The organism is Pseudohalioglobus lutimaris, assembly GCF_002866825.1.
GTDB classification, from domain to species: Bacteria; Pseudomonadota; Gammaproteobacteria; order Pseudomonadales; family Halieaceae; genus Halioglobus; species Halioglobus lutimaris.
Window position 1 is genome coordinate 18069 of the sequence record NZ_PKUS01000015.1, and the last position, 15206, is coordinate 33274.

The window sequence follows — 15206 nt, forward strand, 5'->3', positions numbered from 1 at the left end:
GCCTTACTCCGCATATCGTGCAATCCTGAATCCTACGTCATCGCGCCCGGCTTGCCCATAATCCCGGTAGGACAGGCGCAGCTCGGCGATGCGGCTGTGTGCCCAGCTCGCGCCGCGGATTACGTAGTTGTCGCCGGACTGCGCACCCAGTGGGTCGGTAGCAATGGAGCCGTTGGCTGAGGGAATGGTGTAAACGTCATGTACCCACTCCGCCACGTTGCCGCCCAGGTCATAGAGTCCGCGGCTGCTGGCAGTAAACGAGGCCACCGGCGCGCTGACCACATAGCCGTCTTCATAGCCGCTGAGTATACGGCCGGTGACATATGCTGATGTGTTGTCGGCATAATTTTCTACGGCCTGGGTGGGTGGAAAATTATCCCCCCAGGGGAACTTCAACAGGGCTGCACCGCTGCTGCGTGCCGCCCATGCCCACTCCGCCTCGCTGGGCAGGCGGTAGCCGGTAGCAGAGGGGTTGTAGCCGGTGATGATGCCGTTGGTTTCGCGGTAAAAAGGCGGTAGCCCCTCACGCTTGCTGAGCCAGTTACAGAATGCGGCGGCCTGCTGCCAGCTTACCTGCACAGCGGGCTGGTGGTCGCGGTTGAGACTGTTGCCCTCAATCTGACCTGAGTCATGGGCTGAGCTGAACAGGCGGAACTGGGCATTGGTGACTTCGGTAGTCTGCAGGTAAAAACTGCGGCGCAGGGCCACGGGGTGCAGGACCTCATTGGCTCGACGCCCGGGTTCTCGCCTTGATGCACCCATGCTGAAGTCGGCGGTGGGTGAGTCTTCGGGATTGAACAGCAGCATGGTCTGGCCCAGCGCGGTGGTCACTTCCGGCTTGATGCGCGCGGCCCTGGCCTGGGCCTCGGTCTGCAGGGTCACATCGACCCGTTGCTGTAATCCGGGGCGTGGGGTGATGCGTTGCTTGACTGTGGCGTAGCCGTCCAGTGCGACCTCTATCCGCTGTTCCACAGACGGCAGCGACAGCAGCTGGCTGCCCTTGCCCCGGGGTGTTCCATTCACGCTCAGCACAGCCGTTGCCGGCGAGATCCGAAACTCTACCTGGCCGAGTTGGGCCTTGAGCGCGACAGTGCGATTGTCGCTGGCCGCTGCCTGCATTTCCACGGTTTCGCTGTGGCGCCTATACCCTGGCTTGAAAACAGCGAGTCGGTGCGCGCGCCCGGGGGTTATTTCCAGTTCCAGCGGCGTTTGCCCCTGAAACTCACCGTTCAGGGTGACGTTGGCGCCGCTGGGTCGGCTATCCAGCTGCAGCAGGCCGGCTGCGGGTTGTAACACGATAATGCCCAGGTCCTGGTGCTGTCCTGCCGTGATGCTCAGGTCCTGTTGCCAGTTGGCATAGGTTGCGTGTTGCAGCAGTAATTGGCGTTCGCCCCCCATGATTTCGACAACTGCGGGAGTGGTCCCTGCAGTCTCGCCATCGACGAGAATCTGCGCGCCGGAGGGAGTGCTGTCCAGGGTCACCTCGGCCCAGCCCGGTTGCAACGCCACCGACAGCTGCTGCCGGACTTCCCGCCCGGTTACCTCCAGCACCTGGCCGTGTTCGACGTGGCGCTCGGCCTGCACGCGAAGGTCGTGCGCTCCGGCTTCCAGTGCCAGCTCCGCAAGCGGCGTGTCGCCGACGTGCTGGTCATCGACAAACACCCTGGCACCGGGGGGTTGCGAGTCAATGCTGATGCGTCCGGGTAACGGCGCCAGCACCAGGTGGGCGGTCTGGCTGTCGGCGTCGGTAACGGTGACCACGGTGTCCAGGGGATGATAACCCTCGGCAACGACGCCTACGTTGTAGTCGCCTGGGCGCAACAGGAAGCGTTCGCCAAACGGCAGTGCAAGTCCGGCGATATCGACATTCGCGGGTGACTCCGCGGTGACGATAATCTGTAGGGATCGTGCGCTGAACAGGAACCCCATCACCAGAATGAATACCAGGGCCGCAGCGCCTGTTGCCCAGCGCAGGGGGTGGCCTTGCTGTTTTTTCGTTGTAGCAGTGGCGTCCAGCGGCTGGAAGGCGCTGGGCTCAATCGGCTCGGAAGAGGGCGCTTGCTGACGTTCGCTCACAGTATGCGCTCCGTGCAGCTGACCGTTAGGGGCGGCCCGGCGCCTTCATGGCTGACACTGAACGTCTGCAGAATGTCGCGATACCCGCGCCGGCTGCCGCGAACCTGGTAGGTACCGGGACGCAGGGTCAGTTCGGTTTCCTCAAAGCGGCCCAGGCGCGCCACCTTGTAAACGATGACCTCGGTTTCTCCGTCGGAGCGCAAGCGCACGGGCACCAGAGTGTTGTACTGTTGCAGCAGGCGCTCGAGGGTACTGATTTGTCGCTTCAGGGCGGGGCCACTGGGCTCAATGGTCCTGGCCTGCTGCAGTAATTTCTCTGTTGCCTCGGCCACGGCAACATCAGAAAGCCGTCCGGGTTCCTCAATGGCCTTGCTGAACTGTTTGTCCAGCCGGGCCCTGGCCTGGCTGCGCTTGAGCCCCTCGCGGGCGAACAGCAGGCTGGAGTCGAGCTCCAGTGCCTGTTGGTATGCATCCACGGCAGCTTGCCATTGCTCGTTGCCTTCCCGTTCCGTGCCGCGGCGCTTCAGCGTGGCGAGCCGGCTGGCCTGCTGCGCAACATCCACTTCCTGCAGCGCACTGCCAGCTTCCGCCGACCCCGCTTTCAGTGAGGCAGCGCGGCGGAAGTGTTCTCGCGCTTGACTGTAAGCGGCATCGTCCAGGGCAGTGTAGCCATCGCTCATGGCGTCATTGAAACGTTGGTCCAGGTGCAGGGCGCTCACCCGTTGCAATTCAGCCGCGGCGCGCTGGTGCAGGGGGTCCAGGCCGGTCGCCTCGCGCAGGTGGTTTTCGGCGCCAGCGAGGTCCCCGCCGCGCTCTGCAGATGCCGCTGCGTCCAGTTGCTCCAGCAGGGGTGCGAGTACGCTGGCGCGTTGTTGCAGCCCGGGCAGCAGCGCGTTCTCCGGCTCTATCATCACCACCCGTTCCAGTGCACGGGTAACCTGACCGGTAAGCCCCTCTTCCAGTCCGCTGCGCGCCAGCTCCAGTTGCGTATCCACCGTTGCGGGAATGGCCTCATCAATGATCTGCAACTGCTCCAGGCCCCGCGCATACTCTTCCTTGGCGGCAATGTACTCGCGCTGTCTATAGAGAGCGTCTCCGGCGAGAGCGGTGGCGGTGGCGGATGCCCAGGCCTCAGCTGCCCATTGTTCCGCCCCTCGCTCATCCAGGGAAAACTGCAGATCCAGTAGAGCCTGCAGCACATCCTGCGCCTCTTTTCTCAATTTTGCTGCCTGGGCATCGGACCAGGGTGACGCGTCCGCGGTGGCCGGAAGGGATGCGGGGGGTGATGCCGTGGATGCAGGTGCTTCCGTCGCGCGCCCGCGTGCTGCCTCATCCCCGACTTCGGCGCCAGTATCGGAAATTTTTGCGGGAAGCCAGAAAACGACCAGGAGTACCAGCACAACAAGACCGGCAAGTGCGGGTAGTACCCACCTGCGGCCGTCTGTTTGGCTGCGTGCCCCGGCGGGCTCGGGAGGCGGGGCGAGCTCAAAGGGAGTGGGCTCCAGTTGCTCGTTTTTTTCAGACATCTACTGCGCGAACCCTTCTGTGACCTGGAATAGCCTTGTGCAGGCTAGAGTGTATCAGGCGTGGTGGTGTAATCCTGCGGACGGTCCAGGGCGCCGATTTCCGCCGCATAGATATCTGCCAGTAGCTGTCGCCACTGGGCGTACTGCTCTTCCACGTTGCCGCTGAGGATGATCGACCGGTCTTCCAGGTCAATCACCTGAGGGGTGATCTCGGCTTCCAGGGACATGCCCAGTTCTTCCAGCGCCTGGACGTGAATCTGCGCCTCGGCACGTTTTTCCAGGCCGCTCTTCAACAGGTAGCCGCCGCCTATCACTGCCACGTTGCCTGCGGCACGACTATTGTTATCGCTGCTGGTCATACCGGCGATGCCAGCGGCCACGGCGACCGCGCCGGCGATCAGTCTGCGTCTGCTTTCTGCCTCCAGCTCCTGCATGGCTACAGCCTCCTTGTAGGACAGCTTGCGCCACTCCTCGTAGGGTTCGGTCATTTCCACGCCGAAGTTGTCGTAATACTCCTGCATGGTGTCGATATAGGTATGGTCGCGCTCACGGATCGTGCGCACGCGGTCGAGCATGGGGTCGTTTTCCGCAGGCAGCCGCATGACCAGGTATATGTTCTTGCGGTTTCGCTCCAGGTAGCCGTTGAAGGCTTCAGGGGAGAAGCGCTGGGCAAATAGCAGTTCGGTGGTCAGGCGCACGTTATTCCGGTCCTGTGGACGCAGTTCGCCCAGCGCATCGAGCAAATCATTGGCAATGGTGTGATAGACCGCCTGAAAGGGATCGTAGCGTTCCCGCGTCGCGGATCTGTAGGCATAGGCACTGGCACGGCCCCTGTAGGTTTTGTCCAGCCACTCATAGCCCCGCGAATCCACGGCCCGGATAGCGAGTTCCAGAGACTCGCCATCGGAGTGCAGAATAGTGCCGCGCACGGACAGGTCGGAGATGCGTTCAGGGTCGGGTACTACGCGGACCGCGCCCCAGGCACCACTTTGCTCCATGGCCTGGGACAACAGGTTGGGCATGAACCGTGCTTCGGCCTTGCGCACCTCGGGATAGACCTGCCCCTCTCCGTCATATTCCTCCAGACCGGGATCAAAGATGGCGATGCCCACGTCCAGCAGAAGTTCTTCGGCGACGACCTTATCGGGAACCTTGATCTGCGGAACCGAGGTGCTTTTGATGGTCTGGCTGACACACCCGGTCGCCAGCATCACCGCCGCCATGGTGCCCAGTATTCGGCCCAGTGCGGCGCCGAATCGAACTGGCCGCCGTCTCACTGGTCGATGCCCTTGTATTTGCGATACTCATCCCAGAGCTTGTCACGCACCGCCGGGTCGGGTTCACGCATTGCCGCTTCGCGCAGTTGCCGTGCTACCACGTCATCGTCATCGCCGGAGGGGATGTCTTTGGGGGGAGGGTACTTGGCAGTGTCTTTCGGTATCTGGCCACCGCCGCCAGTTACGCCACCAATGCCTCCACCGTAGCTGCCGCTGCCGCTGCCGCTGCCGGCGCCGCCGCCTCCGGAGCCACTGCCATATTCGCGCCCATTTCCACCGTCGCTGCTTTGTGTGGCAGTATTGCTGGCGGTTTGTGCAGCGGCTTCGCGGGCAGCCTGTCGTTGTTGCTGCTGCTCTTCCAGAATCATGGCGTCAAATTCGCCTGTGCCCCGCTCCAGTTGCGCATCCAGAACCGCTACCTGTTCCGCAGGTGTCAGTGGACCCCGGCCGCTGCCGTACGTACCTTGCCCATTGCCATGCCCACCTTGTCCATACTGGCCAGGCGCTTCGCCGCTACCTGTCCCATCCCCTGCAGATCCCTGGCCGGAGCGCTCGCCCGACTCGCCGCCAGTAGCGTCGCCATCGCCCATTGCCTCTTCCATCCCGGCCAGCACATCCTCAAACCCGGGGGAATCACTCATGTCAGGCAGGCCACCAGCGCTAGCCGGTTCGAAGCCGGGTTCGCCGCCAGCACTGTCTTCAAAGCCAGGTTCAGCAGGGTTGCCGGCCGCGCCGGCGATGTCACCCTGGGCCTCGTCACCAGCCTGCCCCGGGTTGTTTGGAAACTCACCACTGGGAAATTCACCGGGGATAGTGTCTGCGCCCTGCCCGCTTGCGCCGGGTGGCGAGCCGCTACCGGATGAGCCGGTGCTGGAAGATGAATCATTACCCTGCGACGACGCGCTGCTGGACGCAGAGCTGTTACTGTCGCCGGAGGATGGGTTGCTCGCAGAGGAGCTGGTACTTGGCGAACTGGCACTGGAAGAGGAGTTGCTGGAGGACGAACTGCTGGAGGACGAACTGCTACTGGACGAACTGCTGCTCGAGGAGGAACTGGAACTGGTGGAAGCCGGTGTTGGTGGCTGTGGCGTGGTTGGGTTACTGGCGCTGGGGCAGCCGGTTAACAACAGGCAGACGCTGGCCAGCGCCGCCGGCAGTAGCAGGCGATGGGTCGGTACACAATTATCACTACTGGATCTCATAAGCCCTGGTCACTGCCTCCGTGTCCTGCGGTTCCCCCATTGCGAGCCTGGGCCTGAATTGTGTCTTGCGCAGCTTGCGCATAATGCGATTTGCCGCCGCCTCGTTCAATTCGTTCTCATCCACTCGCTCCAGATCGACCACTTTACCGCGTTTGTCCACGCGGAACTGCAGCTGCAGATTGGCCTCTTCTGGCTTCGCCGGCGCAGGGAGCTGTCTTGCCCCCTCGATATCCGGCAATTCGACCGGCTCTCCAAAAAGGGCCGCTAATGATACTTCGGCATCCTCCCTTGGTGTAAGTTCCGCAACCGCTTCCCGGTAAGCCTTCATCGCGGATTCGCGCTCACCGTGCCACAGCATCCAGTCCCCAAGCATTGCTCGCGAGGTGGCTGTCTCCGGGCTGTGATCCCCGTGCTGCGCCTTCTGGATGTCGTAAATGGCCTGGATGACGGCCTGTCCCCGCTTGTAACTCTGGGCACGATAGGCGTTGAAGCGGTTCTGTTGGTTTTGCATCGGGAACCCGTCTGCGTTGCTGGCACTGCTGTTAAGAGACTGCGCGTCATAGTCGGCGATCAGGTATTGGGCCAGCAGCATGCCCTCCAGGGGTTCCAGTAGCAGTGACGAGCTATTGCCCTCTCGGCCCATAATATCCGTCAGCGCCAGGCGATAGAGGTCCCACATGCTCATCACCCGGGCATAGGCCTGCCCGTCCAGGGCCAGCCGGTAGGCCGTATACTGCCACTGGGCCTGTTGTATAAAGGCCTGTGCCCGGGTGATCCCCGCCGGCTGGCTGCGCATCTGTACCCGGTAAAGGTAAGCCTGGCGTTCGTCAGCTTCCGCATATTGGCCCAGCGCAAGGTGGCTGGCGATCTCCCGTTGTAACATGGGGATTTGTCCTGGAGTGTAGAGACCGTCGTTGATGCGCGAAAGGTGTATGCCGCGTTTGAATGCCCTGATCGCCTCCCGGTGATTGTCCTCGCTCTGCAGGGCAATGCCCAGGCCGAGCAGGGTTTCCGACATAGGAGCAGCATAGGCGCCCTGCGAAGACTCCAGCTCGGTGATCGCCTCCCGGTAGCGGCTGCCGCCAATAGCCGCAACGGTTTCGTCGTGCGCGGGCGTCTCGGCCCGGGCCGACTGCCCTGGCGAGTCGTCCTGGCCGGTGGCCGCGAAGCCCTGTGCGGCTGCCAGAACGATCGACAGGAGGACACCGCGCAGGCGGCCTTGAAGTAACGTTCTGCTCATTTACTCTCTCATGCCGACGTCGTTCCTGCATCCGTTTGCATTCTTCTGCGCATAGTTGAAATTATATACCTTGGCCACGGTGCTGAAAAATGCCGTGTTTGGTCGCATACTCATGTCATGACATAGTCGAGGGGGGTACGCAATGCAGGTTATCCTGGATGAGTTGGAGCGGCGCTGGCTGGCGATGTTTGTGGCGCTTGCGGGGGGAGATGACCTGCCCCCCGGGCAGCGGTTACGCGCAGAGGGGATGATGGAAGCTGTAGTGCTCGCGGGCGGTGTTACCGAGGATGAACTGACCAGCGCCATGAATGCCTCCTTCAGCGCGGCTTTTGGACAAAGCCTGGCGGCAGCGTTTGGTGAAGACTGGCGGCTGTTTTACCCCTTTCCAGAGATTCCCGCGGTGGCCCGGCGCGCCCCGGTTTATCCCAGTACCAAAGATTGATTATAATGCGCTGCACATCCTCAGGAAGATCACCGTTATGATGCCGATTGTATTGCGCGCCCTGGGCGGCCTGGCTGTGCTTGCCCTCGTTACTGCCTGTGCATCCACGCTGGAAGCGAACATGGATTACGACCAGCAGTTCGACTTCTCCAAAGTCCGCAAGATAGCTATCCAGCCGGTGGACCGTACCGGTCTTTCAATCGTCAGCATCAGCGATATGCAGGTTCAGCGCATAGACGAGGCACTGGCGCAGGAGTTGCAGCGCAAGGGCTTCGAGATTGTCAGTGATAACAGCGAGGCAGATGTCTTCCTCACCTGGCACCTGGTCACAGAAGAGCGCACCGACGTGCGCACCTATAACAGTATGAGCTACTACAACTGTTGGGGCTGTGGCCCAGCAGTATCGGATGTGAGCGTGCGCCAGTACACGCAGGGTACCTTCATTGTTGATATGATCGACCCCATGCGTAACCAGTCGGTGTGGCGCTCGATAATTGAATCACGGCTGCGACCTGAGCCCGACCCTGAGAAAGCCGGCGCGCGTCGCGAGGAAGCAGCGGCGGCCATATTCGCGCAGTTCCCGCCCGCTTAGCGGGCCTCCCGCCACATAAACCAGGCCCGGGGTCCGCCGCCGGGCATGGCCTCTTCGGCAATCACCTCAAACCCGTGACGCTGGTACAGCGGCACATTGACCTCGTTTGAGCTTTCCAGGTAAGCGGGAACGTGCTCCCGGTCGCAGATGCGCGTGCCCTGTTTGATCAGCGCTGACCCAAGCCCCTGGCCTTGCGCGGCCTGCCTGGCACCTACAAAGACAAGGTGATAATGCGGTTCGCGGGGGTGATGGCGTTCAAAAATCCTGCCCTGTTGCGGTATGCGTAACAGCGGTCCCGGCCCGCGGCGCAGCAGCAGGCGAGTGAACAGGCTTATTGCTGCCAGGCTGGGAGGCACTGTAAAGCTGTTTCCGGGCGGTAACCACAGAGCGGCGCCGCACTGCCGGGTATCCAGGTGCATGATTCCGCGAGGCTTGAAGACGTCGCGAATGAGTAGCTGGAAGAAATCGTTATACAGACCGGGCTCGGGGATGACCCAGTTGAGCACAGGGTCGCCAGCAAAGGCATCGGCGAGGATGTCCGCTAGCGCTTGATGCTGTGCTGCATCGGCATCGATAATTTCTTTTGCCCCTTGCATACATGCTCCTTTGCTTGCCCGGTCGGCGGTCGCTACACTATAAACGTTCCCCGGATGCAGTCCGGAACCTTAGCAGGAATATACAGTGCATTACGAGGAATTCAGGCGTGAGTACACAGCCGGCGGGCTGACTCGCGAGATGCTGGGTAGCTGCCCTCTGCGCCAGTTCGAGGGCTGGCTGGAACAGGCCGTGCGCGCGGGTCTGGGCGATCCCACGGCCATGGTGCTGGCAACCGTCGATGAAGCTGGTGAGCCCTGGCAGCGTATCGTTCTGCTCAAGGGCCTTTCCCACGGCGGCTTTGTGTTCTACACCAATTATTCCAGCAACAAGGCATTGGCCATGGCGGCCAACCCGGCAGTTTCTCTGCACTTTCCCTGGAACGAGCTGGATCGTCAGGTGATTATCGGCGGACGGGTGGAAAAGATGACGGTGGCCGAGTCCGCCGCCTATTTCGTGACCCGCCCACGTGAAAGCCAGATTGCCGCTTGGGCTTCCCGCCAGAGCCGACCTGTCTCCGCCCGTGCATTGTTGTTAAAGCAGGTGTCGGTGCTCAAGGAGCGCTTTGGCAACGGCGAGATTCCGCTGCCTGACTTTTGGGGTGGCTTCCGCGTTATCCCGCAGCGCATTGAGTTCTGGCAGGGAGGGGAGCATCGTTTGCACGATCGTTTCCTGTACCGTCGTCAGTCCGATGACAGCTGGCACATCGAACAGCTACAACCTTGATAATCGCTACAACGAGGAGCACTGCATGATCAGTAAGACAGACCTGGTAGGGGCCTGGGAACTGGAGTCCTGGGCTATAGGCTATTCAGACCGGGATGACTTCAGTTACCCCTACGGCGAGGAGCCACGAGGCCTGCTGGTGTATACGGATGACGGTTGGATGAGCGCCGCAATCGCTCGCGGTGAGCGCGCACGTTTTCCGGATGATGTGAGCTACCGTAAGGTCCCCGATCAGACCAAGGGCGAGGCGTTCAGTTCCTACTTCCATTACGCAGGGCGCTATCGGATACAGGAAGGCGACGTGATCCACTACGTCAGCATGAGCCTCAATCCGAACTTTCCCGGTACAGAACAGCTGCGCCACGCCGAACTGGACGGCCAGACACTGGTACTCAGTGGCAAGGACAGGGTGGGCGGTGTCGAACGCTTCCACTCGCTAGTCTGGCACCGGTCGTCGCCCAGCGATGTTGAGCCGCCGCTGGAAGCGGGTGCCTGAGCCGTGTCCGTCAGCGCGCCCTGCGCTGGCGAAAGTAGCGGGGCTCCTCGTCTATCCCCAGTAACAGGCGGCGGATCATATCCAGCCCCGCTGCCGCGATCATGGTCTGGAAAAGGCTGCGCTCAACGGGCCAGCACAGGCAGCGCGTACGCAGGTTATCGCGCTCCCCCCAGGCCAGCCAGACGGTGCCCACCGGCTTCTCCTCACTGCCGCCACCGGGTCCGGCTATGCCGGAAACCGCGATGGCGTAGTCTGCCCCCGCCCGCTCCAGGGCGCCCCGGGCCATGGCCAGAACAACCTCTTCGCTGACCGCTCCATGCTTGTGCAGAGTGGCCTCTGGCACCCCCAGAACCCTGTGTTTGATGTTGTTGGCATAGGTGACAAAGCCGGCGTGAAAGGCGTCAGAGGAGCCGGGAATCCGGGTGAGCATGGAGGCAATCAGGCCGCCGGTGCAGGACTCGGCCGTCGTCAGGGTCTCCCCGCGCTCACGCAACAGCGCCAGCACCTGTTCAGCCAGCAGGGTGTCACCCTCGCCGATGATATGGTCGCCAAACAGCGTCTCCAGCTGTGCCCGGCATTGCTGGCGTGCGGGGAGGTCTGCGGCCCGGTTAACGCTCAGTTTAATTTCCATTTGCGGTGCGCCGGCGCGAAAGCCCAGTTCCACCTCCGGGGGCCAGTCGGGGACGTGGTCGTTGATGATCTGCTGGGCGGAGGACTCACCGAGGCCGAAGGTCTGCAGGCGCAGGATATTGCGCTCCACCGGGTGCTGCAGCTGGTTTGCCAGGTCGGCGACGATCAGGTCGAGCATGGCGCGCAGCTCGCTGGGGACGCCGGGTGTACAAATAATGCGGCAGCCGGCGACGGTCAGCTCGAACCCCACGGCGCTGCCTATGGGATTGTCGACGATGCGACAGCCCGCCGGCAGCATGGCCTGCTTCAGGTTGGCGGCGTTCAGCGCCAGGTTGCGTCCCGCACACCAGCCCTTAAGGTGGGCGATGGCCTCTGCGTGCTCGACAAGCTCTACGCCAGCCACGCCGGCAAGGATTTCTGCGGTGAGATCATCCACAGTCGGACCCAGACCGCCGTTGACGATTACCAGGTCTGCATCGGCAGTCATGGCCGTCAGCTCAGCGGCAAGTAACGCGGGGTCATCGCCAACGGTTACCTTGCGGTATACGGTGATGGCCAGTTCATCCAGGCGCCTGGCAATCATCGCAGAATTGGAGTCCACCGTATCGCCGCTCATGATTTCGTTGCCGGTGAGCAGCAGTTGCACTCGCGGTGTGTGGTTCGTCATTCTGGTGTCTCGCGCCTTGATCGGAGAATGCAAGCATAGCGCCAATGCTTTCATTGGGGCAAAGTGCTATGGTTTTTCTAATCGGCAGGGAGACGAATTGTTGAAGGAACACAAGTATTGTCCCGACTGTGGCGCGCCGCTGGAGCGGCACGTGGTCGGCGGTGAAACGCGCAATCACTGGCGCTGCTCAGGCTGTGGCGCACTGGATTACGCCTACCCCATGCTGGTCGTGACCTGCTTTGTCGCCTACGAAGACCGTCTGCTGTGGGTACAAAGGGGTATCGAGCCCAAGCGCGGGTCATGGGCCATTCCCGGCGGTTTTATGGAACAGGGTGAGACCCTGGCAGGGGCCGCTGCCCGCGAGCTGCATGAAGAGGCCGGGATTCTGTTGCCAGCAGATCAGCTGCAGCTCTACATGACCGGTACCATCACTTTTATCAATCAGGTTTATATAGGCTTTCGGGCCCGCGTGGATACAGACTACTGCGCACCCGGACCCGAGTCGCTGGACTGTGGCTTTTTTTCCCGCCGGGACTGCCCCTGGGAGCAGGTTGCCTACCCTGAAGTCAACGACTCTGTGGTGCAGGCATACGCAGACCTTGAGACCGGCCGCTTCGACGTATGGCAGGCAGAGATGACGGAGGGCCGTTACGACTTCTGGTCCGTTGCCCAGCGCTGAGCTTGCCTAGTTGCCCGTACGGGTATAGAAGCCCTCAAACCAGGTTTGCCACTCCCCGCTTTCGTCCTGTTCCTGAAAAAACTGCCGAACCCGGCCGTCCGGCAGCGGCGTCCATTGCCCTCTAAGCGGACGGGTGGCCTTGCGTTGCAGGTAATAGATCTCCCCCTCCAGTTTCATACTGCCATCCATCATAGCGCCATGGATATCGATGATACTGGCCCCGGCGTCGACCCAAAGCTGACGCCATTGGCCGGTTGCAGGTTGATAGACGTTCAGGCTCTGGCCCGTGCCGCCGCGCACACTGCGCCATTGCTCGCGCACGGCGCAGCCTTTCTCGATGGCACGAACCTCGTTGTGGCCCTGCAGCGTACCGTTTACGTCGTGAACCGTCCATTTCCCCAGCCAGAAGTCGAAGGCGCGATGAGGGGTCGATGCGGCGCAGTCGAAGGCTTCCTGCTGGGGGTGCGCTGCCCATGGCAGCGCCAGCAAACACAGTATGAGCAGTCGCATCAGAATCCTCCGTGGGTGTTCAGGTGCTCAACTTCCTCCGCGGTGGATGTCCGCTGGAGAATGGCGTTGCGATGCGGAAATCGTCCGAAGCGCGCAATCACGTCCCGATGGGCTATCGCGTAACGGTGGAACTCGGCTATCTGGGCGAGGCCGGTGCTGTTGGCCAGGGTGTTGAACAGCGTCACGCACTGTTCCTGCACGGCAAGCGTTTCGCTGTGCTCCAGCGGCATCAGTATGAAGACCTGGTGTATGGGTGGCAGGCGTTGGAAGCGCGTGGACGCAATGCATTGTTGCGACAGTGCCAGTGCCCGGGGGTCTCCGGCGTAAGCAGCGGGTGTACCGCGGTAAATATTGCGGGTGAGCTGGTCCAGAAGCAGCACCAGTGCGACCAGTCCCCGGTCCGACACCTCCCAGTCGCCCAGGCCCCCGCTGACCGCGCTGTCCACCAGGTGACCAAAGCGGCTGCGACACAGCTCGTCGGTCTCGGCGCTAGACCGGAACCACAGTGCTTGACGCGCCTGCGGGCTCATGCCCTGCGCGTCCAGCTCGCCGAACCAGAAGGCGTGTACCTCATCAATGTCTCCGGCCATGCCCGGCCTCCCTATTTCTGCGCGATATGCTAAGGTGCGCGATTCTTTTAATCAGCATAGTGGAAAACTCTCATGTCATTACTTCCCGAGGTGGAACTGGCCACCGATGAACAGAAAGTCAGCTACGGATTCGGCCTGCAGTTCGGCGACCAGCTACTGCGCAACAGTTTCGATGGGATGGAACTTGAAGCGGTACTGGCTGGCGTTCAGCACTGGTATAACAACCGTCAGTCGCAACTGACAGACGAAGAAATCAACCCCAGCTACAAGATCATTCAGGACCGCCAGCAGGCCAAGGCCGCAGAGCTGGACAGCAAGCGCAAGGCCCTGGCAGAGCAGTTTATGCAGTCGAATGCAGAGCGCGAGGGTGTCAATGTGACAGAGAGCGGACTGCAGTACGAGGTGCTGGAGTCCGGTGATGGCGCGAGCCCCAGTGCCCAGTCCACGGTGGTGACGCACTATCACGGCACGTTTGTCGATGGCACCGTCTTCGATAGTTCCATAGAGCGCGGTCAGCCAGCGGAGTTCGGCGTGACCCAGGTTATTCCCGGCTGGACCGAGGCCCTGTTGATGATGTCGGTGGGTGACAAGTGGCGCATTGCCTGCCCGCCCACGCTGGCTTACGGCGAGCAGGGCGCGGGCGACAGTATCCCGCCCAACACCGCCCTGGTGTTTGAAATCCACCTCATCGAGATCAAGGACTAGCCACAGCCGGGGGAAGGATGACAGCGAACATCAATCTGCCCCGTATTCTGCGGGTGGGTGCCGGAGCCAGTAACGAGGTGGCGACGGCCCTGGCCCAACTGGGCCTGTCCCGCCCGCTACTGGTCACCGACCCGTTTATGGTGCAGTGCGGTTATGCCGAGCGTATTACCGCAGTGCTGACCACAGCAGGTATGCCCTGTGGGCTGTTCGCTGATTCGGTGCCTGATCCCACAACAGACAGCATCGATGCCGGGCTGGTGGTATTGCGGGCCGGTAACTATGACTGCCTGGTCGCCCTGGGGGGTGGCAGTTCGATCGATACCGCCAAGGCCCTGGCAGTGATGGCCGAGCGTCAGGGCCCCATGCGTGATTACAAGGTGCCGGTGCAGATTGATAGTGGCCTGCCGGTGCTCGCCATTCCCACGACTGCAGGCACGGGCTCGGAGGCAACGCGAGCCGCTGTCATCTCTGATTCGCAAAGCAGTGAGAAAATGTTGTGCATGGGCCTGGGCCTGATGCCGGTGGCGGCGCTGGTGGACTACGAGCTGACGCTCACCATGCCCTATCGACTCACCGCTGACACCGGTATCGACAGCCTCTGCCACGCGCTGGAGGCCTACGTCAGCCGCAAGTCCAACCCGTTTACCGACGGCATCGCCCTCACCGCTATGGCCACTATCAGCCGGCACATACGCACCGCCTGTGCTGAACCCGACAACCGTGTCGCTCGCGAGGCCATGATGCTCGCCGCGACACAGGGCGGCATGGCCTTCTCCAACGCCTCAGTCACCCTGATTCATGGAATGAGTCGGCCTATTGGTGGCCTCTACCATGTGCCCCACGGACTCAGTAATGCCATGTTGTTGCCCGAGGTGACCGCGTGGTCGGTAGGTCATGCGAGCGCCCGTTATGCCACGGCGGCACGTGCTATGGGGCTGGCAGGCGATGGTGATGCCGACAGCCTGGCGCTGGACAAGCTCACCGCCGGCCTGCGCCAGCTCAATGCCGACCTGTCCGTGCCTACCCCTGGCGAGTACGGAATCGACGAAGCCAGCTGGACTGCGTCACTGGCGCTGATGGCGGACCAGGCCCTGGCATCAGGCTCACCGGCCAATAATCCGCGTATACCGGAGGCGGCTGAAATTGTAGCGCTGTACCAGCGAGTCTGGGCCGGCCCTGCCCGGGCCTGATCAGTTCCCGGAGTCTGGCTGGCCCGCAGCGTTCAAATTGCTTATCCAGAGCAGAAAATGCCGC

The 15206-nt window shown here is 61.9% G+C and carries 16 protein-coding genes; 7 read left to right on the forward strand and 9 right to left on the reverse strand.

What is annotated here, in order from left to right:
* Window positions 1–3: 3 nt before the first annotated feature.
* Genes C0039_RS12530 through C0039_RS12550 form a run of 5 tightly spaced genes read right to left on the reverse strand, consistent with a single transcriptional unit; the run spans window position 4 to window position 7321 of the window.
* On the reverse strand, window positions 4–2076 hold the full coding sequence (locus C0039_RS12530) for a PEGA domain-containing protein (RefSeq protein WP_101518239.1): 2073 nt from the start codon (window positions 2074–2076) through the stop codon (window positions 4–6).
* Window positions 2073–3602 carry a coiled-coil domain-containing protein gene (locus C0039_RS12535; protein WP_101518240.1) on the reverse strand — a complete coding sequence of 510 codons (1530 nt, stop codon included), beginning with the start codon at window positions 3600–3602 and terminating at the stop codon, window positions 2073–2075. The genes C0039_RS12530 and C0039_RS12535 overlap by 4 nt, the downstream gene beginning before the upstream one ends.
* 44 nt (window positions 3603–3646) lie before the next feature.
* Window positions 3647–4879, reverse strand: coding sequence for a hypothetical protein (locus C0039_RS12540; RefSeq protein WP_232334887.1), 1233 nt, complete (start codon window positions 4877–4879; stop codon window positions 3647–3649).
* Window positions 4876–6081, reverse strand: a complete 1206-nt coding sequence (locus C0039_RS21215; RefSeq protein ID WP_207796440.1) for a hypothetical protein — start codon at window positions 6079–6081, stop codon at window positions 4876–4878. Before C0039_RS21215 ends, C0039_RS12540 begins: the two co-directional genes overlap by 4 nt.
* The gene (locus tag C0039_RS12550) at window positions 6068–7321 is read right to left on the reverse strand and encodes an energy transducer TonB (RefSeq protein ID WP_101518241.1); all 1254 of its coding nucleotides are present in this window, start codon (window positions 7319–7321) and stop codon (window positions 6068–6070) included. The genes C0039_RS21215 and C0039_RS12550 overlap by 14 nt, the downstream gene beginning before the upstream one ends.
* Window positions 7322–7463: 142 nt before the next feature.
* On the opposite strand from C0039_RS12550, the gene C0039_RS12555 reads away from it, so the two are divergent.
* Window positions 7464–7763, forward strand: a complete 300-nt coding sequence (locus C0039_RS12555) for a hypothetical protein (protein WP_101518242.1) — start codon at window positions 7464–7466, stop codon at window positions 7761–7763.
* Between the two features lie 37 nt (window positions 7764–7800).
* Window positions 7801–8355 (forward strand): DUF4136 domain-containing protein, encoded by a 555-nt coding sequence (locus C0039_RS12560; protein WP_101518243.1) that lies wholly within the window; start codon window positions 7801–7803, stop codon window positions 8353–8355.
* Here the strand turns inward: C0039_RS12560 and C0039_RS12565 are convergent.
* A complete protein-coding gene (locus C0039_RS12565) occupies window positions 8352–8951 on the reverse strand; it encodes a GNAT family N-acetyltransferase (protein WP_101518244.1) in 600 nt (199 codons plus the stop codon). The two genes, C0039_RS12560 and C0039_RS12565, sit on opposite strands and share 4 nt — an antisense overlap.
* Before the next feature lie 85 nt (window positions 8952–9036).
* Here C0039_RS12565 and pdxH point away from each other — a divergent pair, with 85 nt between their 5' ends.
* Together pdxH and C0039_RS12575 are read left to right on the forward strand one after the other, a co-directional pair.
* Window positions 9037–9675: a pyridoxamine 5'-phosphate oxidase gene (gene pdxH, locus C0039_RS12570; RefSeq protein ID WP_075999309.1), complete on the forward strand. Its 639-nt coding sequence runs from the start codon at window positions 9037–9039 to the stop codon at window positions 9673–9675.
* A 25-nt stretch (window positions 9676–9700) separates the two neighbouring features.
* Window positions 9701–10171, forward strand: coding sequence for a lipocalin-like domain-containing protein (locus C0039_RS12575; RefSeq protein WP_075999308.1), 471 nt, complete (start codon window positions 9701–9703; stop codon window positions 10169–10171).
* Between the two features lie 10 nt (window positions 10172–10181).
* On the opposite strand, the gene C0039_RS12580 is transcribed toward C0039_RS12575, so the two are convergent.
* On the reverse strand, window positions 10182–11468 hold the full coding sequence (locus C0039_RS12580) for a CinA family nicotinamide mononucleotide deamidase-related protein (RefSeq protein ID WP_101518246.1): 1287 nt from the start codon (window positions 11466–11468) through the stop codon (window positions 10182–10184).
* Window positions 11469–11568: 100 nt separating this feature from the next.
* On the opposite strand from C0039_RS12580, the gene C0039_RS12585 reads away from it, so the two are divergent.
* Complete coding sequence (locus tag C0039_RS12585; protein WP_165787121.1) at window positions 11569–12147, forward strand: NUDIX hydrolase; 579 nt, start codon at window positions 11569–11571, stop codon at window positions 12145–12147.
* A 6-nt stretch (window positions 12148–12153) separates the two neighbouring features.
* Here C0039_RS12585 and C0039_RS12590 read toward each other — a convergent pair whose 3' ends face one another.
* On the reverse strand, window positions 12154–12657 hold the full coding sequence (locus C0039_RS12590) for a hypothetical protein (protein WP_101518248.1): 504 nt from the start codon (window positions 12655–12657) through the stop codon (window positions 12154–12156).
* Window positions 12657–13247 carry a DUF924 family protein gene (locus tag C0039_RS12595; protein WP_101518249.1) on the reverse strand — a complete coding sequence of 197 codons (591 nt, stop codon included), beginning with the start codon at window positions 13245–13247 and terminating at the stop codon, window positions 12657–12659. The genes C0039_RS12590 and C0039_RS12595 overlap by 1 nt, the downstream gene beginning before the upstream one ends.
* Before the next feature lie 72 nt (window positions 13248–13319).
* Between C0039_RS12595 and bamJ the strand changes: the two genes are divergently transcribed.
* Both bamJ and C0039_RS12605 read left to right on the forward strand, forming a co-directional pair.
* Window positions 13320–13952 carry a BamJ family beta-barrel-assembly machinery protein gene (gene bamJ, locus C0039_RS12600; protein ID WP_075999304.1) on the forward strand — a complete coding sequence of 211 codons (633 nt, stop codon included), beginning with the start codon at window positions 13320–13322 and terminating at the stop codon, window positions 13950–13952.
* A gap of 17 nt (window positions 13953–13969) precedes the next feature.
* Entirely contained in the window at window positions 13970–15142 is a 1173-nt protein-coding gene (locus C0039_RS12605; RefSeq protein WP_101518250.1) for an iron-containing alcohol dehydrogenase, read from the forward strand.
* Window positions 15143–15206 lie beyond the last annotated feature (64 nt).